This window comes from Pseudomonas sp. 32_A, assembly GCF_017490905.1.
Classification (GTDB): domain Bacteria; phylum Pseudomonadota; class Gammaproteobacteria; order Pseudomonadales; family Pseudomonadaceae; genus Aquipseudomonas; species Aquipseudomonas inefficax.
Genome location: NZ_JAFGYI010000022.1, coordinates 17,567 through 41,832, shown reverse-complemented (window position 1 = coordinate 41,832; position 24,266 = coordinate 17,567). Strand labels below are relative to the sequence as shown.

Below are 24,266 nucleotides of genomic sequence, written 5' to 3'. Positions count from 1 at the left end.
ATCAGCAGGATCCAGGTGGCGTGGTTCAGTCGCTGTTTTCGGACTTTTCCAGGTTTGCTGTGGCTCTCGCCGATCAGTCCCCTAACCGAGGGTGACCAAGCATGCAAGAAAGCGTGATGCAGCGCATGTGGGAAAGCGCCCACCTTTCAGGTGGTAACGCTGCATATGTGGAAGAGCTTTATGAGCTCTACCTGCACGACCCTAACGCTGTGCCAGAAGAGTGGCGCACCTACTTCCAGAAGTTGCCCGCCGACGGCAGCACCGCTACCGATGTATCGCACTCGACAATCCGCGACCATTTCGTACTGCTGGCAAAGAACCAGCGCCGCGCCCAACCGGTATCCGCCGGGAGCGTGAGCAGTGAACACGAGAAGAAGCAGGTTGAAGTTCTGCGACTGATCCAGGCCTATCGTATGCGCGGCCATCAGGCTGCCAAGCTCGACCCGTTGGGGTTGTGGCAGCGTCCTGCGCCCGTAGACCTGTCGATCAATCACTACGGCTTGACCAATGCCGATCTTGATACGACCTTCCGTGCCGGCGACCTGTTCATCGGCAAAGAGGAAGCGAGCCTACGCGAGATCTTCGAGGCGCTCCAGAAGACATATTGTCGCACCATTGGCGCCGAGTTCACCCACATCGTCGATTCCGAGCAGCGCAGCTGGTTCCAGCAGCGCCTGGAAAGCGTGCGCGGCCGTCCGGAGTTTTCCGCTGACGTGCAGGCCCACCTGCTCGAGCGCGTGACCGCCGGTGAAGGCCTTGAGAAGTACCTGGGCACCAAGTACCCGGGCACCAAGCGTTTCGGCCTCGAGGGCGGCGAAAGCCTGATCCCGATGCTGGACGAGATGATCCAGCGTTCCGGTTCCTACGGCACCAAGGAAGTCGTCATCGGCATGGCCCACCGTGGCCGCCTGAACGTGCTGGTCAACACCTTCGGCAAGAACCCGCGCGAGCTGTTCGACGAGTTCGAAGGCAAGAAGATGAACGAGCTGGGCTCCGGTGACGTGAAGTATCACCAGGGCTTCTCCTCGAACGTGATGACCCCGGGTGGCGAAGTGCACCTGGCCATGGCGTTCAACCCGTCCCACCTGGAAATCGTCTCCCCAGTGGTCGAGGGTTCGGTGCGCGCCCGTCAGGACCGCCGCAACGACACCGTTGGCGACAAGGTGCTGCCGATCTCGATCCACGGCGACGCAGCGTTCGCCGGCCAGGGCGTGGTCATGGAAACCTTCCAGATGTCGCAGACCCGCGGTTTCAAGACCGGCGGCACCGTGCACATCGTGATCAACAACCAGGTTGGTTTCACCATCAGCAACCCGCTGGACGCGCGCTCCACCGAGTACGCCACCGACGTTGCCAAGATGATCCAGGCGCCGATCCTGCACGTGAACGGCGACGACCCGGAAGCCGTACTGTTCGTGACCCAGCTGGCCATCGACTACCGCATGCAGTTCAAGCGTGACGTGGTCATCGACCTGGTCTGCTACCGCCGTCGCGGCCACAACGAGGCCGACGAGCCGAACGGCACCCAGCCGTTGATGTACCAGCAGATCAGCAAGCAGCGCACGACTCGTGAACTGTATGCCGAGGCACTGATCCAGGCCGGCCGCATCGATGCCGAGCGCGCCCAGGCCAAGATCGACGAGTACCGCAACGCGCTGGACAACGGCCTGCATGTGGTGAAGAGCCTGGTCAAGGAGCCGAACCGCGAGCTGTTCGTCGACTGGCGTCCGTACCTGGGCCATGCCTGGACCGCGCGTCACGACACCCGCTTCGACCTCAAGACCCTGCAGGAACTGTCGGCCAAGCTGCTGGAGATCCCGGAAGGTTTCGTCGTCCAGCGCCAGGTCGCCAAGATCTACGAAGACCGCCAGAAGATGCAGGCCGGTGGCTTGCCGATCAACTGGGGTTATGCAGAGACCATGGCCTACGCCACCCTGCAGTTCGAAGGTCACCCGATCCGCATGACCGGCCAGGACATCGGCCGTGGCACCTTCTCGCACCGTCACGCGGTGCTGCACAACCAGAAGGACGCCAGCACCTACGTACCGCTGAAGAACCTGTTCCCGGGCCAGCCACAGTTCGAACTGTACGACTCCTTCCTGTCGGAAGAAGCGGTACTGGCCTTCGAATACGGCTACTCGACCACCACGCCGAACGCGCTGGTGATCTGGGAAGCCCAGTTCGGTGACTTCGCCAACGGTGCGCAAGTGGTGATCGACCAGTTCATCACCAGCGGCGAGCACAAGTGGGGCCGTCTGTGTGGCCTGACCATGCTGCTGCCCCACGGTTATGAAGGGCAGGGCCCGGAGCACTCCTCCGCGCGCCTGGAGCGTTACCTGCAGCTGTGCGCCGAGCACAACATCCAGGTCTGCGTACCGACCACCCCGGCCCAGATCTACCACCTGCTGCGTCGCCAGGTCATCCGGCCGCTGCGCAAGCCGCTGATCGTGCTGACGCCGAAGTCGCTGCTGCGCCACAAGCTGGCCATCTCGACCCTGGAAGAGCTGGCAGAAGGCTCGTTCCAGACCGTGATCCCGGAAATCGACAGCCTCGATCCGGCCAAGGTCGAACGCCTGGTCCTGTGCGGCGGCAAGGTTTACTACGACCTGCTGGAAAAACGCCGTGCCGAAGGCCGCGAAGACATCGCCATCGTGCGTATCGAGCAGCTGTATCCGTTCCCTGAGGACGACCTGGTCGAAATCCTGGCGCCTTACACCAACCTCAAGCATGCAGTCTGGTGTCAGGAAGAGCCGATGAACCAGGGCGCCTGGTACAGCAGCCAGCACCACATGCGCCGTATCCTGGGCCGCCACAACAAGGCACTGGTCCTGGAATACGCCGGCCGCGACGCTTCCGCCGCGCCAGCCTGTGGTTACGCATCGAAGCACGCCGAACAGCAGGAAAAACTGCTGCAAGACGCCTTCACTGTTTAATGCCTTCGCGCACCTGAAACCGAATTTAAGGAAACACAGATAATGGCTATCGAGATCAAAGCCCCAACCTTCCCGGAATCGGTTGCCGATGGCACCGTTGCCACCTGGCACAAGCAGCCGGGCGATGCAGTCAAGCGTGACGAGCTGATCGTCGACATCGAGACCGACAAGGTCGTCCTGGAAGTACTGGCCACCGCCGACGGCGTGCTGGGTGCCATCGTCAAGGGCGAGGGCGACACCGTCCTGTCCGACGAAGTGCTGGGTTCGATCGTTGAAGGCGGTGCTGCTGCCGCTGCACCTGCTGCCGCCCCGGCCGCTGCTGCCCCGGCTGGCGCTGCTGCCGACGCTGGCGAAGAAGACCCGGTTGCCGCCCCGGCCGCGCGCAAGCTGGCTGAAGAAAACGGCATCGACCTGGCTTCCGTTGCCGGCACCGGCAAAGGTGGTCGCATCACCAAGGAAGACGTCGTCGCTGCCGTCGCCAACAAGAAGTCGGCGCCTGCTGCAGCTGCCAAGCCTGCCGCCGCTGCCGCTGCTGCCCCGGTTGTGGTTGCCGCTGGCGACCGCACCGAGAAGCGTGTGCCGATGACCCGCCTGCGCGCCAAGATCGCCGAGCGTCTGGTCGAAGCCCAGTCGAACATGGCCATGCTGACCACCTTCAACGAAGTCGACATGACCGAAGTCATGGCCCTGCGTTCGAAGTACAAGGACCTGTTCGAGAAGACCCACAATGGCGTACGCCTGGGCTTCATGTCGTTCTTCGTCAAGGCTGCCACCGAAGCCCTGAAGCGCTTCCCGGCTGTCAACGCCTCGATCGACGGCAACGACATCGTCTACCACGGCTACGCCGACGTCGGCGTTGCCGTGTCCAGCGACCGTGGCCTGGTGGTACCGGTACTGCGTAACGCCGAGTCGATGAGCCTGGCGGAAATCGAGAACGGCATCGCCACCTTCGGCAAGAAGGCCCGTGACGGCAAGCTGGCCATCGAAGAGATGACCGGCGGCACCTTCACCATCACCAACGGTGGTACCTTCGGTTCGATGATGTCGACCCCGATCGTCAACCCGCCGCAGGCCGCCATTCTCGGCATGCACAACATCATCCAGCGCCCGATGGCCATCAATGGCCAGGTGGTGATTCGCCCGATGATGTACCTGGCGCTGTCGTACGATCACCGCCTGATCGACGGCAAGGAAGCGGTAACCTTCCTGGTCACCATCAAGAACCTGCTGGAAGATCCGTCTCGCCTGCTGCTGGACATCTAACCCTCTGGCTGCGTACCGTGCCGGCCCTGGCTTCGCAGGAAGCCATGCCGCGCGGTTCGCGGCTTGTAGCTTGTAGCTGATAAGGAATCTTTTATGACCCAGAAATTCGACGTAGTGGTGATTGGTGCAGGTCCTGGCGGCTATGTGGCTGCCATCAAGGCCGCACAACTTGGTCTGAAGACTGCCTGTATCGAGAAATACACCGACGCCGAGGGCAAGCTGGCCCTGGGCGGCACCTGCCTGAACGTAGGTTGCATTCCTTCCAAGGCGCTGCTGGACAGCTCCTGGAAATACAAGGAAGCCAAAGAGAGCTTCAACGTCCACGGTATCTCCACTGGCGAAGTGAAGATGGACGTCGCTGCGATGGTTGGCCGCAAGGCCGGCATCGTCAAGAACCTGACCGGTGGCGTTGCCACCCTGTTCAAGGCCAACGGCGTTACTTCGATCCAGGGCCACGGCAAGCTGCTGGCCGGCAAGAAAGTCGAAGTCACCAAGGCTGACGGCACTACCGAAGTCATCGAAGCCGAGAACGTGATCCTGGCTTCCGGCTCGCGCCCGATCGACATTCCACCGGCTCCGGTCGACCAGAACGTCATCGTCGATTCCACCGGCGCCCTGGAATTCCAGGCCGTGCCGAAGCGTCTGGGTGTTATCGGTGCTGGCGTTATCGGCCTGGAACTGGGCTCGGTATGGGCTCGCCTGGGTGCTGAAGTCACCGTGCTTGAAGCCCTGGACACCTTCCTGATGGCTGCCGACACCGCCGTGTCGAAAGAAGCCCAGAAGACCCTGACCAAGCAAGGTCTGGATATCAAGCTGGGCGCGCGCGTCACCGGCTCGAAAGTCAACGGCAACGAAGTCGAAGTGACCTACACCAACGCCGAGGGCGAGCAGAAGATCACCTTCGACAAGCTGATCGTCGCGGTCGGCCGTCGCCCTGTGACCACCGATCTGCTGGCTGCCGACAGCGGCGTGACCATCGACGAGCGTGGCTACATCTTCGTCGACGACTACTGCGCTACCAGCGTTCCTGGCGTTTATGCCATCGGTGACGTGGTCCGCGGCATGATGCTGGCCCACAAGGCCTCGGAAGAGGGCATCATGGTGGTCGAGCGCATCAAGGGCCACAAGGCCCAGATGAACTACGACCTGATCCCGTCGGTCATCTACACCCACCCGGAAATCGCGTGGGTCGGCAAGACCGAACAGGCCTTGAAGGCCGAAGGCGTTGAGGTTAACGTGGGCACCTTCCCGTTCGCGGCCAGCGGCCGTGCGATGGCTGCCAACGACACCGGTGGTTTCGTCAAGGTCATCGCCGATGCCAAGACCGACCGCGTCCTGGGTGTACACGTGATTGGCCCATCGGCTGCCGAACTGGTGCAGCAGGGCGCAATCGCAATGGAATTCGGCACCAGTGCCGAGGACCTGGGCATGATGGTCTTCAGCCATCCGACCCTGTCCGAAGCGTTGCATGAAGCAGCGCTGGCGGTGAATGGCGGCGCCATTCACGTGGCCAACCGTAAGAAGCGTTAATTATAAGAAACCACGGCGGGCTGCCCGTCGTGAGTCTTGCGTGCATGACTCACCGCGGAAAGTCCGCCGGACCGGATCACACGGGAAAACCCGGGGTCAACGGTCACAGGTGGTGCGGCGCCAGTGATGGCGCAGCGCCGAAGCGCAGTACCTAACGAAGACGGTAAAAAGCATGAATCTTCACGAGTATCAGGGTAAGCAGCTGTTCGCTGAATACGGCCTGCCAGTTTCCAAGGGTTTCGCTGTCGATACCCCTGAGCAAGCTGCAGAAGCCTGCGACAAGATCGGCGGGAACGAGTGGGTGGTAAAAGCCCAGGTTCACGCGGGTGGTCGCGGCAAGGCGGGCGGCGTCAAGCTGGTTCGCAGCAAAGAAGACGCCAAGGCGTTCGCTGCACAGTGGTTGGGCAAGAATCTGGTTACCTACCAGACCGATGCCAACGGTCAACCCGTCTCCAAGATTCTGGTCGAATCCTGCACTGACATCGCCAAAGAGCTGTACCTGGGCGCTGTAGTCGATCGTTCGAGCCGCCGTATCGTGTTCATGGCTTCCACCGAAGGTGGCGTGGACATCGAGAAAGTCGCTCACGAAACGCCTGAGAAAATCCTCAAGGCCACCATCGACCCGCTGGTCGGCGCTCAGCCGTTCCAGGGTCGCGAGCTGGCATTCCAGCTGGGCCTGGAAGGCAAGCAAGTTCAACAGTTCGCCAAGATCTTCGTGGGTCTGGCCAAGCTGTTCAAGGATCACGACCTGGCCCTGCTGGAAGTGAACCCGCTGGTGATCAAGGCCGACGGCGACCTGCACTGCCTCGATGCCAAGATCAACATCGACGCCAACGCCATGTACCGTCAGCCCAAGCTGAAAACCTTCCACGACCCGTCGCAGGACGACGCTCGTGAAGCCCACGCTGCCAAGTTCGAACTGAACTACGTTGCCCTCGAAGGCAACATCGGCTGCATGGTCAACGGTGCCGGCCTGGCCATGGGTACCATGGACATCGTCAACCTGCACGGCGGCAAGCCGGCCAACTTCCTCGACGTTGGTGGTGGTGCTACCAAAGAGCGCGTTACCGAAGCGTTCAAGATCATTCTGTCCGACAGCAATGTCGCGGCCGTCCTGGTCAACATCTTCGGCGGCATCGTTCGCTGCGACATGATTGCCGAAGGCATCATCGGTGCAGTGAAAGAAGTCGGCGTCAAAGTGCCGGTCGTCGTTCGCCTTGAAGGCAACAACGCCGAACTGGGCGCTAAAGTACTGGCAGAAAGCGGTTTGAACATCATTGCGGCAACCAGCCTGACCGACGCTGCTCAACAAGTTGTCAAAGCTGCGGAGGGCAAGTAATGAGCGTCCTGATCAATAAAGACACCAAAGTCATCTGCCAGGGCTTCACCGGCTCGCAGGGTACTTTCCACTCCGAACAGGCCATCGCCTACGGCACCAAGATGGTCGGCGGCGTAACCCCAGGCAAGGGTGGCACCACCCACCTGGGCCTGCCAGTGTTCAACACCGTGAAAGAAGCTGTGGAAGCTACCGGCGCTGACGCTTCGGTCATCTACGTTCCGGCTCCTTTCTGCAAGGACTCGATCCTGGAAGCTGCCTTCGGCGGCATCAAGCTGATCGTGTGCATCACCGAAGGCATTCCTACCCTGGACATGCTGGATGCCAAGGTCAAGTGCGACGAACTGGGCGTGACCCTGATCGGCCCTAACTGCCCAGGTGTCATCACCCCGGGCGAGTGCAAGATCGGCATCATGCCAGGCCACATCCACTTGCCAGGCAAGGTCGGTATCGTTTCGCGTTCCGGCACCCTGACCTACGAAGCTGTGAAGCAGACCACCGACGCCGGCTTTGGCCAGTCGACCTGCGTCGGCATCGGCGGTGACCCGATCCCGGGCTCCAACTTCATCGACATCCTGAAGCTGTTCCAGGAAGACCCGAAGACCGAAGCGATCGTCATGATCGGTGAGATCGGCGGTTCGGCTGAAGAAGAAGCTGCGGCCTACATCAAGGCCAACGTCACCAAGCCTGTCGTTTCCTACATCGCCGGTGTTACCGCACCTGCGGGCAAGCGCATGGGCCACGCTGGCGCCATCATCTCTGGCGGCAAGGGCACTGCGGACGAGAAGTTCGCCGCTCTGCAGGACGCTGGTGTGAAGACCGTGCGTTCCCTGGCTGACATCGGCAAGGCCCTGGCCGAGCTGACTGGCTGGGAAGTCAAGAAGTAATACTGCTACACCCCCCACGCGCACAGAGGCCACCTTCGGGTGGCCTTTGTCGTTTCTGGGGCTGGGTATTCCTGTGGCGGCCTCTTCGCGGGTAAACCCGCTCCCACAGGAAATCAATAACCTTGAGAATTGCGAAGCACCTGTGGGAGCGGGTTTACCCGCGAAGAGGCCAGTACAGGCAACATGGATTTTTCGATGAGTTTGATAGGAATTTTCACGCAGACGAACTTCCCAATACTGGGATAATTCTCGCTGTCCTCGGTCGCACAGACGACAAACATGTACGCACATCGGACAAGCAGCACTGTGCCAGTGCGTTTGACTGACAAAACAGTTACATTACGCGTTCACTCTGTGCCCGTGCCCCAAAAGGGAACGACACGCTAAACGGGTCTGGCCTATCAAGCCGGGCAGCATTTCCCCTCATCCAAAGGGAAATCCCCTCTCGAATCCCGATTTCAGCAGTGTGGTACTACCTTAAATGAAAGTTCTCAAAGGCCAGGATATCCTGGCGCTTGGCTTTATGACGTTTGCGCTTTTCGTGGGCGCTGGCAACATCATCTTCCCGCCTATCGTTGGTCTGCAGTCTGGTCCGCACGTATGGATGGCGGCTCTCGGCTTCCTGGTTACCGCCGTGGGCCTGCCGGTCATCACCGTGGTCGCCCTGGCCAAGGTCGGTGGCGGCATGGACGCCCTGAGCAGCCCGATCGGCAAGTTCTTCGGTGGCCTGCTGGCGGCCGTGTGCTACCTCTCGGTCGGCCCGCTGTTCGCCACCCCGCGCACCGCGACCGTATCGTTCGAAGTGGGCGTTGCGCCGCTGACCGGTGAAAGCCCGCTGGCGCTGTTCATCTACAGCCTGGTTTACTTCCTCGTGGTACTGGCCGTGTCCATGTACCCGGGCAAGCTGCTCGACACCGTGGGCCGCTTCCTGGCGCCATTGAAGATCATCGCCCTGGCGGTACTGGGCATCGCCGCATTCGCGCTGCCTGCCGGCACCATCGGTGAAGCGCAGCCGGCCTATGCCGCCGCAGCGTTCTCCAAGGGCTTCTCCGATGGTTACCTGACCATGGACACGCTGGGTGCCTTGGTGTTCGGTATCGTCATCGTCAACGCCATCCGCTCGCGCGGTGTCGAGTCGCCGAAGCTGATTACCCGCTATGCCATCATCGCCGGCCTGATCGCCGGTGTCGGCCTGGCCCTGGTGTACATCAGCCTGTTCCGCCTGGGGGCAACCAGCCACGACATCGCGGCTGACGCTACCAACGGCGCGGCGGTACTGCATGCCTATGTGCAGCACACCTTCGGCTCGCTGGGCAGCGGCTTCCTCGCCGTGCTGATCGCGCTGGCCTGCCTGGTGACAGCGGTTGGCCTGACCTGTGCTTGCGCCGAGTACTTCAGCCAGGTTCTGCCGCTGTCGTACCGCGCACTGGTGGTGATCCTGGCGGGCTTCTCGCTGCTGATCTCCAACCTTGGCCTGACCAAGCTGATCATGTTCTCGATCCCGGTGCTCACCGCGATCTACCCGCCGTGCATCGTGGTGGTCGGGCTGAGCTTCGTGAAGGACTTGTGGAACTCGCCAACCCGCATCCTGGCGCCAGTGATGCTGGTGTCGCTGCTGTTCGGCATGGTCGATGCGATCAAGGGCAGCAGCATTGCCCACGTGTTGCCGGACTTCATGGCCCACCTGCCACTGAGCGACCAAGGCCTGGCCTGGCTGGTGCCTTCGGTGGTGACCCTGGTTGGCGCCGTGGCCTGCGATCGCATGCTTGGCAAGCCGCGCGAAGCGCTGGCCTGATAGTCGAAGCCTGAGGGCAGCGCCGGCCACAAGCCGAAGGGTGCTCGCCAAGGGTGGAAGCTTCAAAGCCCCGTGTCCGAGAGGATGCGGGGCTTTTTGTTTGCCTGTACTGGCCCTATCGCCGGCAAGCCAGCTCCCACAGGTTAAGCGCAAACCTCAGAATTGGCGCTGTACCTGTGGGAGCGGGCGCGCCCGCGAAGAGGCCGGGATGAGCAGTGCAAATATCTGGATGGATGTGTGCCTTTTGCCGCTTGCCAGCGTCGAAATCCGGTCCCTATCCTTCAGGTATCTGGCCCTCCCGGGAATCCTGCATGAATTTCATCCAAAGCAACTTGAACAACCTGTTGGCCATCGCCTGGTTCGCCCTGTGCTGGGGCGGTTATACCCGCTATGCCATCTGGAAGGGCCGCGACACCGCGTGCCTGGCCAGCGTGCTGCACCTGTACCGCGAAGACTGGATGCGCCGCATGCTGTTGCGCGACAACCGCATTGCCGACGCCAGCGTGATCGGCAATCTCGAGCGCAACGCCTCGTTCTTCGCCTCCAGCACGCTGATCATTCTCGCCGGTATCCTCACCGTGCTCGGGGCCTCCGACCGGGCGTTGTCACTGCTGGCCGACCTGCCGCTGGTGCAGCAGACCTCCCAGGGCATGTCCGAGATCAAGCTACTGTGCCTGGCCATGGTATTCGTCTACGCCTTTTTCACCTTCAGCTGGTGCATGCGCCAATACAACTTCGCTGCAGTACTGGTGGGGTCGGCGCCAATGATCGGTGAGCGGCTGGTCAATGAACTGGAGCGCAAGGCATTCGCCTCGCGGGCGGCGCGGGTGTTGTCGCTTGCTGCCAACCAGTTCAACTTGGGTCTGCGTTCCTATTACTTTGGCATGGCCATGTTGAGCTGGTTCATCAGCCCGTGGTTGTTCATGGGCATGAGTGTCGGGGTAGTGCTGATTCTTTATCGCCGCGAGTTCCATTCGGACGTGTTGGATGTGATGGTGTTCACACCTACCGAAAGTGTTTCGATCGAACCCGCAAAGGAAACCGCCGCCTCTGGCACCTGAAACGTTTAACCTCCAAGTTTCAGGCACAAAAAAACCCGACAATGTCGGGTTTTCTTGTTTTCGCCGATTACTGCTTGGCAGGTTCGGCTGGAGCAGCTGGGGTGGCTGGAGCGGCTTCCGGAGCCGGAGTAGCCGGAGCGGCTTCTTCGGCGGCCTTCTGCTCGGCTTCGGCCTGATCTTTGGCGGCTTCGGCGTTTTCCTTGGCGGCCTCGTTCATCTTATCCTGAGCTTCGCCCGCTTTTTCCTGGGCTTGCTCGGCGTGTTGCTGTGCGTCTTGGGCTTTGTCTTCGCTCGCTTTATCGCAAGCGGCCAGGCCCATGGCAGCAGCCAGCATCAGAGCAAAAGCAAAAGGTTTACGCATGGGGGTATTTCTCCTTGGTGGAATAAGTGACTTGTTCCTTCGAGTGCAACTACGCGGAATAAGTTCCGCGAAGATTACACTTATATAACGCACCGTTCTATATAGACTTTTTAACGTTTTTATGCCGCTGCGGCAACGTGCAGGAAACAGCCAATGAGCGATTCAACCTTGATGGCGATGGCCGAGCGTTTTCTCTCGGCCCTGAAACATTGTCAGTTGTTGCAAATGCGCGTGGCGCATGCCAATGCCGATGGCATGACCCTGGTGCTGCCCTGGTCACCGGCCATCGTGGGTAACCCGCAGAGCGGCGCCGTACATGGCGGCGCGCTGACCACGCTGATGGATACCACCTGCGGCATGGCCACGCTGTGCGTGTTGCCGCGCTTCGAAGTGTGCCCGACACTGGACTTGCGCATCGACTACATGCACCCGGCCGAGGCCGGCAAGGAAATCTACGGCCATGCCCAGTGCTACCGGGTCACCCGCGACGTGATCTTCACCCGTGGCACGGCCTACCAGGACGACCCTGCCCAGCCGATCTGCCAGGTGGTGGGCACGTTCATGCGCCTGGGCCAGGAGATCAAGGGTGGCATCCGCTTCGGCAACAACCTGAAGGAGGGCGGGGCATGATTCCGCACGAGGTTCGCCAACAGCTCAACGCCGCCCACGCGGTGGGGGACTATCGGCCATTACTGGCGCTGATCCCCTATGCCGGCCTGATCGGCATCGAATGCGAGCGCGAAGGCGATGACCTGCTGTTCCGCCTGCCGGCCAGCCAGGACAACATCGGCAACCCGCTGCTACCGGCCATCCACGGCGGTGTGATCGCGGGCTTCATGGAGCTGTCGGCAGCGCTGTACCTGCTGATCTTCAGCGAGAGCGCAAGCATCCCGAAAATCATCGATTTTTCCATCGATTACCTGCGCGCCGGTCACTTTCGCGATACCTACGCCCAGTGCCAGCTATGGCGCCAGGGCCGGCGGGTGACCAATGTGGCGATCACCGCCTGGCAGGGTGACAGGCAGTCGCCGATTGCCACAGCCCGCGCGCATTTCAAGATCGAGCCGGAAAAGCCCTTGAAATCATCCGGGCAGCCCCCATCTGAGTGACATCCGCCGCTAACGCAGGCCAAGCCGGCCGCCAGGCGCCTACTGCCATCAGATCGGAGTTTTGAAGACCATGAGTGTGGAGACTCAAAAAGAAACGCTGGGCTTCCAGACCGAGGTGAAGCAGCTGCTGCACCTCATGATCCATTCCCTGTATTCGAACAAGGAGATCTTTCTGCGTGAATTGATCTCCAACGCCTCCGACGCCGCCGACAAGCTGCGCTTCGAGGCCCTGGCCAAGCCAGAGCTGTTCGAGGGCGACGCCGACCTGAAGATCCGCCTGAGCTTCGACAAGGACGCCGGTACCGTGACCCTCGAGGACAACGGCATCGGCATGAGCCGCGAAGACGTCATCGCCCACCTGGGTACCATCGCCAAGTCCGGCACTGCCGACTTCATGAAGAACCTCACCGGTGACCAGAAGAAGGACTCGCACCTGATCGGCCAGTTCGGTGTGGGCTTCTATTCCGCGTTCATCGTCGCCGACAAGGTTGACGTGTACAGCCGCCGTGCCGGCCAGCCGGCCGCCGAAGGCGTGCACTGGTCGTCGAAAGGCGAGGGCGAGTTCGAAGTCGCCACCATCGACAAGCCACAGCGTGGCACCCGCATTGTCCTGCACCTGAAGAAGGACGAGCAGGAGTTCGCCGATGGCTGGCGCCTGCGCAACGTGGTCAAGAAGTACTCCGACCACATCGCCATGCCGATCCAGCTGCCGAAAGAGCAAGCTGCCGCCGAAGGCGAAGAACAGCCGGCCGAAGAGTGGGAAACCGTCAACCGTGCCAGCGCCCTGTGGACCCGTCCGCGTACCGAAATCAAGGACGAGGAGTACCAGGAGTTCTACAAGCACATCGGCCATGACTTCGAGAACCCGCTGGCGTGGAGCCACAACAAGGTCGAAGGCAAGCTCGAATACAACTCGCTGTTGTACGTGCCGGCCCGCGCGCCTTTCGACCTGTACCAGCGCGAAGCACCACGCGGCCTGAAGCTGTACGTGCAGCGCGTGTTCATCATGGACCAGGCCGAGTCGTTCCTGCCGCTGTACCTGCGCTTCATCAAGGGTGTGGTCGATTCCAACGACCTGTCGCTGAACGTGTCGCGTGAAATCCTGCAGAAAGACCCGATCATCGACTCGATGAAGACCGCGCTGACCAAGCGCGTACTGGACATGCTGGAGAAGCTGGCGAAGAACGAGCCCGAGAAGTACAAGGGCTTCTGGAAGAACTTCGGCCAGGTGCTGAAGGAAGGCCCGGCCGAAGACTTCGCCAACAAGGAAAAGATCGCCGGCCTGCTGCGCTTCGCGTCCACCCAGGACGACAGCGGCGAGCAGAGCGTCGCCCTGGCCGACTACCTGGCCCGCGCCAAGGAAGGCCAGGACAAGATCTACTACCTCACCGGCGAGTCGTATGCGCAGGTCAAGAACAGCCCGCACCTGGAAGTCTTCCGCAAGAAAGGCATCGAAGTGCTGCTGCTGACCGACCGTATCGACGAGTGGCTGATGAGCTACCTCAACGAGTTCGACGGCAAGGCCTTCGTCGACGTCGCCCGTGGCGACCTGGACCTGGGCAAGCTGGATTCGGAAGAAGACAAGAAGGCCCAGGAGGAAGTCGCCAAGGACAAGGAAGGCCTGGTCGAGCGCCTGAAGGGCGCGCTGGGTGACAGCGTGGCCGAAGTGCGCGTGTCGCACCGACTGACCGACTCGCCGGCGATCCTGGCCATAGGCGAACAGGACCTGGGCCTGCAGATGCGCCAGATCCTCGAAGCCAGCGGGCAGAAGGTGCCGGAGTCCAAGCCGATCTTCGAGTTCAACCCGACTCACCCGCTGATCGAGAAGCTGGACAACGAGCAGAGCGAAGACCGCTTCGCCGAGCTGTCGCACATCCTGTTCGATCAGGCGGCCCTGGCGGCCGGTGACAGCTTGAAGGACCCGGCGGCCTACGTTCGTCGCCTGAACAAGCTACTGGTCGAGCTGTCTGCTTGAGTTGATGCAGAGGAAAGCCCGCTTCGGCGGGCTTTTTTCATGGCGAGCATATTGATGACGAGTGCCAAAGGAGTGCTTGATGAGCAAAGTAATCGTCGAATCGCTGGTTTATCACCTGTCCGGCAAGACCTACGAAAGCCGCCTGGTCTATGAGCCGGGTGCGCTGGGCCGCCCTGGTTTGGTGATGGCGCCGAACTGGATGGGTATTGGCGAAGGGGCCGAGCGCATCGCCAAGGAAGTGGCCGAGAAGGGCTATGTGGTACTGATTGCCGACCTGTACGGGCAATCGCTGCGCCCGTCGAACGCCGACGAGGCCGGCGCGGCGATGATGCCGTTGAAGAATGACCGTGGCGAGCTGCGCAGGCGCATGCAGGAAGCCCTGGCGCAGTTGCTGGGGCAGTCGAAGGCGTTGCTGGAGCCGGGCAAGGTAGCCACGTTCGGTTTCTGCTTTGGTGGCTGCTGTGCCCTGGAGCTGGCCCGTAGCGGTGCTGATCTGCGCGCGGCGGTGTCGTTCCATGGCACGCTGGACACGCCGAACCCTGAAGATGCCAAGCGCATCAAGGGCTCGGTGCTGGTGCTGCACGGCGCTGCTGATCCGCTGGTGCCGAAGGAGCAATTGCCGGCGTTCGAAGAAGAGATGAACGCGGCCAAGGTGGATTGGCAGTTGCTGAGCTATGGCGGGGCGGTGCACTCGTTTACCGACCCGAATGCCAATGTGCCGGGCAAGATGCAATATGACCGGCGCACCTCGGAGCGGGCGTTCCGCTCGATGCATAACCTGCTGACCGAAGTGTTCCAGCGCTGAGATTGCAGGGGGCCGCTGTGCGGCCCATCGCCGGCAAGCCAGCTCCCACAGTGAAGACAGCGCCGTACCTGTGGGAGCTGGCTTGCCGGCGATGGCTGCAAAGCAGCCCCAAAATTACCTGGGCAGCTCGATCCTCGAAGTTTCCCCCGGCACCACCGGCCAGTCCCCCGCAGCCCACTTGGCCCTGGCCTGTTCGATCAGCTCCACATCACTGGCGACAAAATTCCAGTTCATCCGCCGTGGCCCGTCCAGTGGTGCGCCGCCAATCAGCACCAGCTGGCACTCACCTTGCGCATACAGCGTCAGCTCTTCACCCTCCGGCAGGACCACCAGGCTGCACGGTTCCACATCCTCGTCATTCATCACCAGCTCACCATCGAGCAGGTACAGCGCCCGCTGCGCATGCTCGTTGGGCACCAGTAGCGTGGTCGCCGGCTGCATCTGTACGTGCGCGTAAAGGGTAGGGGACAGCACTGGCACCGGCGATTCCAGGCAGAACCCGCTGCCGGCAATCATGCAGATGCGCACCCCCAGGCTGTCACTGACCGGCAGGCTGGCCGCCGGGTGGTGGCTGTAGCTCGCCGAGCCCTGTTCATGCTCGCGCGGTGATGCCAGCCATACCTGCAACCCATGCAGGCGTGAGCCGTGGGCCAGGGCATCTTCAGGCGTGCGCTCGACATGGGCCACGCCGCTGCCTGCGGTCATCCAGCTGACGTCGCCCGGCAGCACCCGCTGCGCGGAGCCGAGGCTGTCCTTGTGCAGGATTGCCCCTTCGAACAGGTAGGTAAGGGTCGACAGGCCGATATGTGGGTGCTGGCGGATGTCCATGCCATGCCCCGGGGCATAGTCGGTTTCGAGCATGTGGTCGAAAAACACGAACGGGCCGACGCTGCGGCACTGGGCCGACGGCAGCGGGCGCAGGATCGGCTGGCCCTCGACCGATTCGGCACGTGGGCGGATGACCAGTGGGCTGCTCATGGGAAAGCTCCAGGCAAGGTGGAAATGCCCAAAGCATAGCGGTTTGCCCGCCCCGGCTGAACCGTCTCGTTTGTCGGCCGGTCTATTGGGTTCGTAGCCGAAGAAGGACCTGCCCCATGATCGCCAGAGCGCTTGCCTGCGTGCTGTTATCCGCCTCGCTGTGCCAGGCGGCGCAGGCGCGCGACTACCGCTACAGTGATGCCCACCTGCACTACGTCGACTTCTTTCAGGAAAGCGAAGGCATGCCCGCGCTGATCCAGGCCATGGACGCCGCCGGTATCGAGCAGTCGATGATTTCCGGCGTGCCGGTGGCCAAGAAGTGGCATGAAGACGAGCCCAAGCGCCCCCGCTATTACGCCGGCGATGACGCCGATGCCTACTGGTACAGCGCCACCGATACCTATGTGGCTGCGGCGCTGCAGCAGTTGCCGGAGGCGCAGCGTAAACGCTTTCATCCATTCCTGACCGGCTTCAACCCGGTCGACAAGAATGCCGTCAGCCATATCGAGCGCATGCTCGATCTGTACCCGGGCCTGTGGCAGGGCATTGGCGAGGTGTTCACCCGCCACGATGACCTGACCGCGCTGACCACGGGCGAAACGCCGCGCGCCAACAACGAAGCCATGACGCGTATCTACCACCTGGCGGCCGAGCGCGACTTGCCGGTGTTGCTGCATTCCAACATTACCTCCAAGCGCGAGCGCAACCCGCTGTACCTTGCCGAGATCGAAGAGCCGCTGCGCAATCACCCGCACACGCGGTTCATCTGGGCGCATGCCGGCAGCAGCATGGAGATTCACCGGCACCAGACACAGATGGACTTTCTGCTGCCGGTGCTGACGCGGTTGCTGGAAGATTATCCGAATCTTTATATCGATTTGTCGTGGAGCGTACTGGAGCCCTATCTGCTGGATGACCGGGGCGTGCCGCGCAAGGAGTGGCTGGCATTGGTCGAGAACTTCCCGGAGCGGTTCATGCTGGGTTCGGATGTGGTAGGGCGGTTTGGAAGCCTTGGGGAGCAGATGCACGGGTTCAGGCCGTTTCTGGATGCATTGCCGGAACAAGTTGCCAACAAGGTGGCCAGGGATAACTTTCTGGATGTGTTGCCCAAGCAATAGCATTTCGCTTGTGCTGGCCCTTTCGCGGGTAAACCCGCTCCCACAGGGATCGCGCTGTTCTTGAAACCGGTGCTGTACCTGTGGGAGCGGGTTTACCCGCGAAAGGGCCGGTACAGGCGAAACAAATGAAAACGCCCCGAACCAGTCGGGGCGTTTTCGTTTACCGCTGCAGCGTCTTACTTGCCTTCCCAGCGCTTGAGCACCAGGGTGGCGTTGGTGCCGCCGAAGCCGAAGCTGTTGCTCATGACCGTATCGACCTTGGCGTTTTCTTCGGTCTTGCGCAGGATCGGCAGGTCGGCGACCTCCGGGTCCAGCTCGTCGATGTTGGCGGAGCCGGCGATGAAGTTGTTTTCCATCATCAGCAGGCAGTAGATTGCCTCGTGCACGCCCGCAGCACCCAGCGAGTGACCCGACAGGCTCTTGGTCGAGCTGATCTTCGGTGCATTGGCGCCGAACACTTCGCGAACACCCTTGATCTCGGCAACGTCACCGACCGGGGTGGAAGTACCGTGGGTGTTCAGGTAGTCGATCGGAGTGTCGACGGTCGACAGCGCCTGCTGCATGCAGCGGATGGCACCTTCGCCGCTCGGGGCAACCATGTCGTAGCCGTCGGAAGTGGCGCCGTAGCCGACGATTTCCGCGTAGATCTTGGCGCCACGGGCCAGGGCGTGTTCCAGTTCCTCGACCACTACCATGCCGCCACCGCCGGCGATGACGAAGCCATCACGGTCGGCGTCGTAGGCGCGCGAGGCCAGTTCCGGGGTTTCGTTGCGCTTGGTCGACAGGGCGCCCATGGCATCGAACAGGAACGACTGGCTCCAGTGCTCTTCTTCACCGCCACCGGCGAAGACGATGTCCTGCTTGCCCCACTGGATCTGCTCCAGGGCGGTGCCGATGCAGTGCGCCGAAGTGGCACAGGCCGACGAGATCGAGTAGTTGATGCCCTTGATCTTGAACGGGGTGGCCAGGCACGCCGAAACGGTGCTGCCCATGGTGCGGGTAACGCGGTACGGGCCGACGCGCTTGACGCCTTTTTCGCGCAGGGTGTCCAGCGCTTCCATCTGGTTCAGGGTCGAGGCGCCGCCGGAGCCAGCCACCAGGCCGGTACGCGGGTTGGAAACCTGCTCTTCGGTCAGGCCAGCGTCCTTGATCGCATCCTGCATCGCCAGGTAGGCGTAGGCAGCAGCGTGGCCGACGAAGCGGTAGACCTTGCGGTCGATCAGTTCTTCGAGGTTGAGGTCGATGGACCCGGAAACCTGGCTACGCAGCCCCATTTCCTTGTATTCCGGGTTGTAACGGATACCCGGACGGCTGTTGCGCAGGTTTTCGGTGACGGTAGCTTTGTCATTGCCCAGGCACGATACGATGCCCAGACCAGTGATAACGACGCGGCGCATGCGAATAACCCTTAGAAATTGTCAGTGGAGGTGAACACGCCGACCCGCAGGGCTTCGGCAGTGTAGATCTCGCGGCCGTCGACGCTGACCGAGCCATCGGCGATGGCCATGTTCAGCTTGCCCTTCAGGACGCGCTTGATGTGAATGTTGTAAGTGACTTTCTTGGCTTGCGGCAGTACCTGGCCGAAGAACTTCACCTCGCCCGAACCCAGGGCGCGACCGCGGCCTGGCAGGCCCTGCCAGCCGAGGAAGAAACCTACCAGCTGCCACATGGCGTCGAGGCCCAGGCAGCCTGGCATTACCGGGTCGCCTTCGAAGTGGCAGGCGAAGAACCACAGGTCCGGATTGATATCCAGCTCGGCGACCAATTCACCTTTGCCGTACTTGCCGCCTTCTTCGCTGATATGGGTGATGCGATCGACCATCAGCATGTTCGGCGCGGGCAGTTGCGCATTACCTGGGCCGAACAGCTCACCGCGACTGCAGCGCAGCAGGTCTTCCCGAGTAAAGGCGTGTTGTTTGGTCATGCGAGCTCCTCAATAACCCCCTGCGGCAGGGGATGAATCTTCCCGGCCGGCCCGATACGCATCGCGTCCGGGGCGGCAGCCTACAGGTAGACTATTGCGTTGTGGTGAAAGTCACAGTGCACCCGGTCAAAGAAGTACAGGTGTGCACTGAAAGGTCTATTTTCAGGTCCGATGAAGGTCCTGTCCAGTGTTTAAGACTGCCGCACTTTAGCATTTATCGCCAGTCGCGGTTGTCTGACCGGGTAGCCAGCGCTGCAGCACGCGTTGCAGTTCGGTGCGGCGCAAGGGTTTGCTCAGGTAATCGTCCATGCCGGCCGCCATGCAACGCTCGCGGTCGCCCTGCAAGGCGTTGGCAGTCAGGGCGATGATCGGTAGCCTGGCGCCGTTGGGCAGCTGGCGGATGCGCCGGGTGGCTTCATAGCCGTCCAGGTGCGGCAGGCGGCAGTCCATCAGCACCGCGGCAAAACGCTGCCGGCTGACCCGTTCGACCGCCTCCAGGCCGTCCTCGGCCGTGCATACTGCCAGCCCCAGGCTACGCAGCATGGCTTCGATGACGCTTTGATTGACCGGATTGTCCTCTACCAGCAGCACCTGATCATTGTCGGCCACCGCCGGTGGCGCAACGCGTGGCGGCGTCAGCGAGACCGGGGCAGGGCTGGCAAGGGCGAGAGGCATCTCCAGGGTAAAGGTCGAGCCCAGGCCTTCACGGCTTTCGCCGCGCAGCTTGCCGCCCATGCGTTCGGCCAGGGTGCGGGCAATCGACAGGCCCAGCCCGGTGCCGCCATAGCGGCGGGAAATCGAGCTGTCGGCCTGCTGGAAGGCGACGAACATCATTTCCAGGCGCTCGCTATCGATGCCGATACCGGTATCGCGCACGCTGCAGGTCAGCCAGATCAGCTGGCGGTCGAGCACCTGCCAGCGCGCCTCGACCTGCACCTGGCCGCGTTCGGTGAATTTCAGCGCGTTGCCGACCAGGTTCAGCAGGATCTGGCGGATGCGCGTGGGGTCGCCGTTCACCTGCAACTGCTCGATGCCCGCCGGCAGTTGCAGGTGCAGGGCAAGGCCGCGCTGCTGGGCGCTGTGCTGGAACGACTGGACGCTGCTGGTGATCAGCTCGCCCAGGTTGAAGTCGATGTGTTCCAGTTGCAGCGCGGCGCGTTCGATGCGCGAGAAGTCGAGGATGTCGTTGATGACCTTGAGCAGGTGCCCGGTGGACTCGCTGGCTACTGCGGTGTACTCGGCCTGTTCGCTGTTCAGCTGCGTGGTTTCCAGCAACTGCAGCATGCCCAGCACGCCATTCATCGGCGTGCGCAGTTCGTGGCTCATCATCGCCAGGAAGTCCGATTTGGCGCGGTTGGCCTGTTCGGCCTCCTCGCGGGCCTGGATCAGCTCGGCAATGGCCTGCTTCTGTTCGTTGCTGGCCTGCTCCAGGGCGTGGGCCAGGTTATTGATGTGGCGCGCCAGGTGGCCCAGTTCGCTGTCATCGACCACCGGCAACAGGGTGTGGTACTCGCCCTGCTGGATGGCCTTGACCGCATGGCCCATGTCGCTGATCGGCTTGGCCAGGCTCAGGGCCAGGCGGCGTGCCAGCAGGAAGGTAAACAGCAGGGCGAACAGCGCGAGGATACCGGCCTTGATCACGATTTCCTGCTGGCGCTGGCTGAAGGCGTCATCGGACATGCCGACGATCACCCGGCCCAGGTAATCGTCGCCGATGGCCGGGGTGGTGGCCTTGCCCTGTTGCAGGAAGTCGCTGTCCAGGCGGATCTGCTGCAGGCGGATGGGCGCCTGGAACACTTCGACGCGTTGCGCGCGGTTGGCGCTTTCGTCGGACTGCTCCACGTACACCAGGATGTGGTTGCGGCTGTCCTGCACCTCGAGGAAGCGCACGTGGGGGATGCTGAGCGTGGCGCGCATCAGGCCCTCGAGCACTTCGTTGTTGCCCGAGATCACCCCGTATTCCGAGGCAGGCGCCAGCTGGTTGGCGATCAGTTGACCGGTGTGGTTCAGTTCCTGGCGCAGGTCCTGGATACGCACGAAAGTGAAAAAGCTGATCAGCAGCAAGGTCAGCAGCAGGGCAGGGCCGAGGCTGATTATCTGGGTGCGGGTGTGGATGTCCCAGCTCAGGCGCTTGCTCATGGGGAGGGTTCTCCTTCGGCCAGGGCCTTGGCGGCGGCGTTCGGATCGATCGGTTCAAGGCCCAGGGCGCGCGCCACCTGCTGGTTGCCGCTGACGCCGAAGCGTACCGGGTACAGGCTGCGGGGCCAGCGCGCCGGTGGCTGGTCGAGCAACTGGTCGAGCACCGCCAGCCAATCGTCCTGGTCACTGAAGGTACTGGCCAGGGCGCCGGCGCGGACGAACCCGGCGTTCGGGCCGATCAGCGCCATCTGCCGGCCATAGCTGCTCAACAGCAGGTTCTTCGCAGTCTTGGAGTTGAACAGGTCGCCGTCGTCCAGGCCCAGCAGCACGTCACTGTTGGCCAACAAATGTTGCAGAGGGCGGCTGTCGCGCGGGTCGGGCCAGTCCTGGGCAATGATCTCCAGGCCCAGCGCGCGGGCGGCATGACGCAGCTCTTCGAGCAGGAAGCTGCTGTGCTCACCGTACAACACCCCAATGCGCTGGGCCTGCGGCAGCAGGTAGCGCGCCAGGCGCAGCTGCCGGGCCAGGGGCGGGTCGCTCCACAGCAGCGTGAGGAACGCGGGCCGCGACTTTCCCAGGCGCTGTTCAGCCTGTACCCGGCTGACCCTCATGGCCAGAGCCGGCGGGCCGGCGGTTTCCCCAAGACGCCATTCCAGTGCGGCGTTGTCCAGCAAAATCAGGCGCTGGTCGGCCTTGAGCTTGCTCGGGCGTGGCAGGTCGGCGGTGGTCTGGAAGTGCACATGATCGTGCGGCCGACGGCTTTCCAGCGCAGCGACGAAACCGCGAATACCGGGCTGGTCTTCCGCGCCTACCAACACGATTTCGCTGGCGGACAGCGGCCCCATCGGCCACAGGCACAACAGCAACAGGCGCAGCAGCAGGGCCATCAGAACTCCAGCTCCGCGCTCACGCTCAGCCGGTGACGGCTGTCGTAGCGGTTCTGGATTGCCGTGGTCGGCTCATCGTCCAGGCGCTGTTGCCACAGCGCGGCCAGCTCCAGGTTGCTGCCATGCACCCGGAAACGCTTGGCCAGGCGCAGGTCCAGGCGCTCGTAGCGGTACTGGTTGAGTGCATCGTCACCGTAATAGAACAGTGCGCTGGACCAGCCATCACCCCACTCGCGCATCCACCCGGCCGAGCCACTGTTGCGGGCGCTGAGCCGGCGGTCGGCGGGGTTGCTGGCCCAGGCATCCACGTAGGCGTAGGTCAGACGCAGGCGGTCGCGCAGGGTCGGGCGCCAGTCCAGTTGCGCCTCGCTGCCGCTGAAACGGGCCTTGTTGGCATTGCTGGCGATGTACTGGTTGTTCTTCAGGGGCTCGCTGATCATTCCGGTGATCTCGTCGTAGAACAGCTTCACATCCATGTTCAGGTCGATGTCGCTGAAGTAGCCGTTGTAGCCCAGCTCGCGAGAGCGCATGCGTTCCTGGTCGAGGTCGCCGGGGCCGCGGGTCTTGACGAAGTATTCGCCGTTCTGCAGGCCGAAAGCGTTGGGGGTCAGGTTCTTGACCGTGTAGCTCCAGTTGACGTTGTTCTCGAACATGTCTGGCGAGCGCACTGCCTCGGAGTACACCGCACGCAGGCCATGGCGCGGGGTGATCAGGTAGTTGACCGCCACGCGCGGGGTCAGCGAGCTGCCGGACAGGCGCGAGTCCTCGAACATGGCACCGCCCTGCAGGATCCAGTGCTCGTCGGCGCGCCACTCCAGCTGGCCGAACAGGCGCCAGGTCTGGTCGTCGATGCTGCCGTTGAAGTAGGTCTGCGAGTCGGCACGATCATAGCGGTAGTTCATGCCGCTGAGCAGGCGCAGGCTGTCGGTCAGGCTCAGGGTGTCCTGGATTTCCAGGTCGTAGCGGGTTTCGCGGGTGCTCTGGTCGACGTCACCGCAAACCTGGTTCTTGCCACCGTTCTCCCACTGTTGCTGAACCTTCTGCAGCAGCCCCTTCAGAACCGGATCGTCGGTCGAAAGCGGCGCGCCGGTAGCAATGCCTCGCGCCACTTTTTCGGCGAAGTCAGGGTTGATTTGCCAGAGCTGGGTCAATTCCGGGCTGAACGACTGCAAGGCGTCACAGGCGCGCCACACCTGCTGGCGGTCGAAATGCTGGGCCGAGCCCTGGATATACAGGCTGTGCTCGGAACTGAAATCCTTGGTCCAGCGCAACGAGCCGGCGTAATCCTTGGCGTTGACATCAGCGTTGTTGCCGGCTTCGTACCTGGCGAACACCGGCTGATAGGTATAAGGCCGCTGGTTGCTGCCTTCCTTCGCCGCCAGTTGCCATTCCAGGGTCTGGTCGTGTGCCAGGCTGTGGCTGGCGTTGATATTGAAGCGGGTCAACCGGCGGCTGTCGCGATAGTCCTGGCCGAACTGGTTCTCGTCGAAGCCATCGTCCTGCTGGCCGGACAGCGACAGGCGCATGTCGCCACCATCCCAGCCGAAACCGTGGCTGGCATAGAAGTCGTTGATGCCGTCCTGGCCGCGGGTCATCTTCAGCCGCGTGCCATGGCTGTCGGCAGGGTTGCGGGTAAGGATGTTGACCACGGCCATCAGCGCGTTGGCGCCGTAGCTGACCGTGTTGGGGCCGCGGAACACCTCGATGCGCTCGATATCCTCCAAGGCTACGGGGATGTCGCTCCAGTCCACCGTGGCCAGGCCGGCGCGGTACACCGAACGGCCATCGATCAGCACCTGCATGCGCCGGGCATCGTTGACGTTGCTGCCATGGTAGTTGACCGTGGGTTGGTTGCCGGCGTTGTAACCCACCATCATGCCCGGCACCAGGCGCAGCAGCTCGGGGATGTCCCGCGCACCGCTGGCGCGGATCAGTTCGCTGTCGAGCACGGTCATGCTGCCCGGAACTGCGGCGGGGGATTGTTTCAGGCGCGTGGCGGTCAGAACCTGCGGCAGGTCCGTGTTGTCGATGAACAGGTCATCGGCCACGGCCGGGCCACCGAGCAGGGCAGTCAGTATGAGCAGGCGCGGGTACGGGGGCGTGCCAGGGAACACAAAGCGGCCTTGTATCAGGATTGAAACAGGCATGGTAACTGACCGTGGCTT

The 24,266-nt window shown here is 62.3% G+C and carries 19 protein-coding genes; 12 read left to right on the top strand and 7 right to left on the bottom strand.

Annotated features, from left to right (window positions below; translation table 11 throughout):
• Positions 1-101 precede the first annotated feature (101 nt).
• From J5M58_RS15165 to J5M58_RS15135, 7 genes are all read left to right on the top strand, one after another.
• On the top strand, positions 102-2,933 hold the full coding sequence (locus J5M58_RS15165; protein WP_112252985.1) for a 2-oxoglutarate dehydrogenase E1 component: 2,832 nt from the start codon (positions 102-104) through the stop codon (positions 2,931-2,933).
• A 42-nt stretch (positions 2,934-2,975) separates the two neighbouring features.
• On the top strand, positions 2,976-4,196 hold the full coding sequence (odhB, locus tag J5M58_RS15160; RefSeq protein ID WP_207878618.1) for a 2-oxoglutarate dehydrogenase complex dihydrolipoyllysine-residue succinyltransferase: 1,221 nt from the start codon (positions 2,976-2,978) through the stop codon (positions 4,194-4,196).
• 93 nt (positions 4,197-4,289) lie between these two features.
• Complete coding sequence (gene lpdA, locus J5M58_RS15155) at positions 4,290-5,726, top strand: dihydrolipoyl dehydrogenase (protein ID WP_003254207.1); 1,437 nt, start codon at positions 4,290-4,292, stop codon at positions 5,724-5,726.
• A gap of 172 nt (positions 5,727-5,898) precedes the next feature.
• Complete coding sequence (gene sucC / locus J5M58_RS15150; RefSeq protein ID WP_003254205.1) at positions 5,899-7,065, top strand: ADP-forming succinate--CoA ligase subunit beta; 1,167 nt, start codon at positions 5,899-5,901, stop codon at positions 7,063-7,065.
• Positions 7,065-7,949 carry a succinate--CoA ligase subunit alpha gene (sucD, locus tag J5M58_RS15145; protein ID WP_004376004.1) on the top strand — a complete coding sequence of 295 codons (885 nt, stop codon included), beginning with the start codon at positions 7,065-7,067 and terminating at the stop codon, positions 7,947-7,949. The genes sucC and sucD overlap by 1 nt, the downstream gene beginning before the upstream one ends.
• A gap of 481 nt (positions 7,950-8,430) precedes the next feature.
• Entirely contained in the window at positions 8,431-9,744 is a 1,314-nt protein-coding gene (gene brnQ / locus J5M58_RS15140; RefSeq protein ID WP_112252983.1) for a branched-chain amino acid transport system II carrier protein, read from the top strand.
• Between the two features lie 311 nt (positions 9,745-10,055).
• Positions 10,056-10,805 (top strand): DUF599 domain-containing protein, encoded by a 750-nt coding sequence (locus tag J5M58_RS15135; RefSeq protein WP_112252982.1) that lies wholly within the window; start codon positions 10,056-10,058, stop codon positions 10,803-10,805.
• A gap of 67 nt (positions 10,806-10,872) precedes the next feature.
• Here the strand turns inward: J5M58_RS15135 and J5M58_RS15130 are convergent, their stop codons facing one another.
• On the bottom strand, positions 10,873-11,166 hold the full coding sequence (locus J5M58_RS15130) for a hypothetical protein (protein WP_015271093.1): 294 nt from the start codon (positions 11,164-11,166) through the stop codon (positions 10,873-10,875).
• A gap of 153 nt (positions 11,167-11,319) precedes the next feature.
• Between J5M58_RS15130 and J5M58_RS15125 the strand changes: the two genes are divergently transcribed.
• From J5M58_RS15125 to J5M58_RS15110, 4 genes are all read left to right on the top strand, one after another.
• Entirely contained in the window at positions 11,320-11,796 is a 477-nt protein-coding gene (locus J5M58_RS15125) for a PaaI family thioesterase (RefSeq protein ID WP_112252981.1), read from the top strand.
• On the top strand, positions 11,793-12,275 hold the full coding sequence (locus J5M58_RS15120) for a PaaI family thioesterase (RefSeq protein WP_112252980.1): 483 nt from the start codon (positions 11,793-11,795) through the stop codon (positions 12,273-12,275). Before J5M58_RS15125 ends, J5M58_RS15120 begins: the two co-directional genes overlap by 4 nt.
• 70 nt (positions 12,276-12,345) lie before the next feature.
• Complete coding sequence (gene htpG / locus J5M58_RS15115; protein ID WP_112252979.1) at positions 12,346-14,250, top strand: molecular chaperone HtpG; 1,905 nt, start codon at positions 12,346-12,348, stop codon at positions 14,248-14,250.
• 79 nt (positions 14,251-14,329) lie between these two features.
• On the top strand, positions 14,330-15,055 hold the full coding sequence (locus J5M58_RS15110; protein ID WP_112252978.1) for a dienelactone hydrolase family protein: 726 nt from the start codon (positions 14,330-14,332) through the stop codon (positions 15,053-15,055).
• 114 nt (positions 15,056-15,169) lie between these two features.
• On the opposite strand, the gene J5M58_RS15105 is transcribed toward J5M58_RS15110, so the two are convergent.
• Positions 15,170-16,033 (bottom strand): pirin family protein, encoded by an 864-nt coding sequence (locus J5M58_RS15105; RefSeq protein WP_207878616.1) that lies wholly within the window; start codon positions 16,031-16,033, stop codon positions 15,170-15,172.
• A 116-nt stretch (positions 16,034-16,149) separates the two neighbouring features.
• Between J5M58_RS15105 and J5M58_RS15100 the strand changes: the two genes are divergently transcribed.
• The gene (locus J5M58_RS15100; RefSeq protein ID WP_112252976.1) at positions 16,150-17,151 is read left to right on the top strand and encodes an amidohydrolase family protein; all 1,002 of its coding nucleotides are present in this window, start codon (positions 16,150-16,152) and stop codon (positions 17,149-17,151) included.
• 176 nt (positions 17,152-17,327) lie between these two features.
• Here J5M58_RS15100 and fabB read toward each other — a convergent pair whose 3' ends face one another.
• The 5 genes from fabB to J5M58_RS15075 all read right to left on the bottom strand — a co-directional run bounded on the left by fabB (position 17,328) and on the right by J5M58_RS15075 (position 24,248).
• A complete protein-coding gene (fabB, locus tag J5M58_RS15095) occupies positions 17,328-18,548 on the bottom strand; it encodes a beta-ketoacyl-ACP synthase I (protein WP_207878615.1) in 1,221 nt (406 codons plus the stop codon).
• 11 nt (positions 18,549-18,559) lie between these two features.
• Positions 18,560-19,075, bottom strand: coding sequence for a 3-hydroxyacyl-[acyl-carrier-protein] dehydratase FabA (gene fabA, locus J5M58_RS15090; protein ID WP_112252975.1), 516 nt, complete (start codon positions 19,073-19,075; stop codon positions 18,560-18,562).
• A 207-nt stretch (positions 19,076-19,282) separates the two neighbouring features.
• Positions 19,283-21,214: an ATP-binding protein gene (locus J5M58_RS15085; protein ID WP_112252974.1), complete on the bottom strand. Its 1,932-nt coding sequence runs from the start codon at positions 21,212-21,214 to the stop codon at positions 19,283-19,285.
• On the bottom strand, positions 21,211-22,101 hold the full coding sequence (locus J5M58_RS15080) for an ABC transporter substrate-binding protein (RefSeq protein WP_112252973.1): 891 nt from the start codon (positions 22,099-22,101) through the stop codon (positions 21,211-21,213). Before J5M58_RS15080 ends, J5M58_RS15085 begins: the two co-directional genes overlap by 4 nt.
• Positions 22,101-24,248: a TonB-dependent siderophore receptor gene (locus J5M58_RS15075; protein ID WP_207878614.1), complete on the bottom strand. Its 2,148-nt coding sequence runs from the start codon at positions 24,246-24,248 to the stop codon at positions 22,101-22,103. Before J5M58_RS15075 ends, J5M58_RS15080 begins: the two co-directional genes overlap by 1 nt.
• Between the last annotated feature and the right edge of the window lie 18 nt (positions 24,249-24,266).

Coding starts and splice junctions, on each gene's coding strand:
- htpG (WP_112252979.1), top strand. CDS start 12,346: ATGAGTGTGGAGACTCAAAAAGAAACGCTGGGCTTCCAGACCGAGGTG.
- J5M58_RS15130 (WP_015271093.1), bottom strand. CDS start 11,166: ATGCGTAAACCTTTTGCTTTTGCTCTGATGCTGGCTGCTGCCATGGGC.
- brnQ (WP_112252983.1), top strand. CDS start 8,431: ATGAAAGTTCTCAAAGGCCAGGATATCCTGGCGCTTGGCTTTATGACG.
- J5M58_RS15165 (WP_112252985.1), top strand. CDS start 102: ATGCAAGAAAGCGTGATGCAGCGCATGTGGGAAAGCGCCCACCTTTCA.
- fabB (WP_207878615.1), bottom strand. CDS start 18,548: ATGCGCCGCGTCGTTATCACTGGTCTGGGCATCGTATCGTGCCTGGGC.
- J5M58_RS15085 (WP_112252974.1), bottom strand. CDS start 21,214: ATGAGCAAGCGCCTGAGCTGGGACATCCACACCCGCACCCAGATAATC.
- J5M58_RS15120 (WP_112252980.1), top strand. CDS start 11,793: ATGATTCCGCACGAGGTTCGCCAACAGCTCAACGCCGCCCACGCGGTG.
- J5M58_RS15105 (WP_207878616.1), bottom strand. CDS start 16,033: ATGAGCAGCCCACTGGTCATCCGCCCACGTGCCGAATCGGTCGAGGGC.
- J5M58_RS15110 (WP_112252978.1), top strand. CDS start 14,330: ATGAGCAAAGTAATCGTCGAATCGCTGGTTTATCACCTGTCCGGCAAG.
- J5M58_RS15075 (WP_207878614.1), bottom strand. CDS start 24,248: ATGCCTGTTTCAATCCTGATACAAGGCCGCTTTGTGTTCCCTGGCACG.
- fabA (WP_112252975.1), bottom strand. CDS start 19,075: ATGACCAAACAACACGCCTTTACTCGGGAAGACCTGCTGCGCTGCAGT.
- J5M58_RS15080 (WP_112252973.1), bottom strand. CDS start 22,101: ATGGCCCTGCTGCTGCGCCTGTTGCTGTTGTGCCTGTGGCCGATGGGG.
- J5M58_RS15125 (WP_112252981.1), top strand. CDS start 11,320: ATGAGCGATTCAACCTTGATGGCGATGGCCGAGCGTTTTCTCTCGGCC.
- J5M58_RS15135 (WP_112252982.1), top strand. CDS start 10,056: ATGAATTTCATCCAAAGCAACTTGAACAACCTGTTGGCCATCGCCTGG.
- sucD (WP_004376004.1), top strand. CDS start 7,065: ATGAGCGTCCTGATCAATAAAGACACCAAAGTCATCTGCCAGGGCTTC.
- J5M58_RS15100 (WP_112252976.1), top strand. CDS start 16,150: ATGATCGCCAGAGCGCTTGCCTGCGTGCTGTTATCCGCCTCGCTGTGC.
- odhB (WP_207878618.1), top strand. CDS start 2,976: ATGGCTATCGAGATCAAAGCCCCAACCTTCCCGGAATCGGTTGCCGAT.
- sucC (WP_003254205.1), top strand. CDS start 5,899: ATGAATCTTCACGAGTATCAGGGTAAGCAGCTGTTCGCTGAATACGGC.
- lpdA (WP_003254207.1), top strand. CDS start 4,290: ATGACCCAGAAATTCGACGTAGTGGTGATTGGTGCAGGTCCTGGCGGC.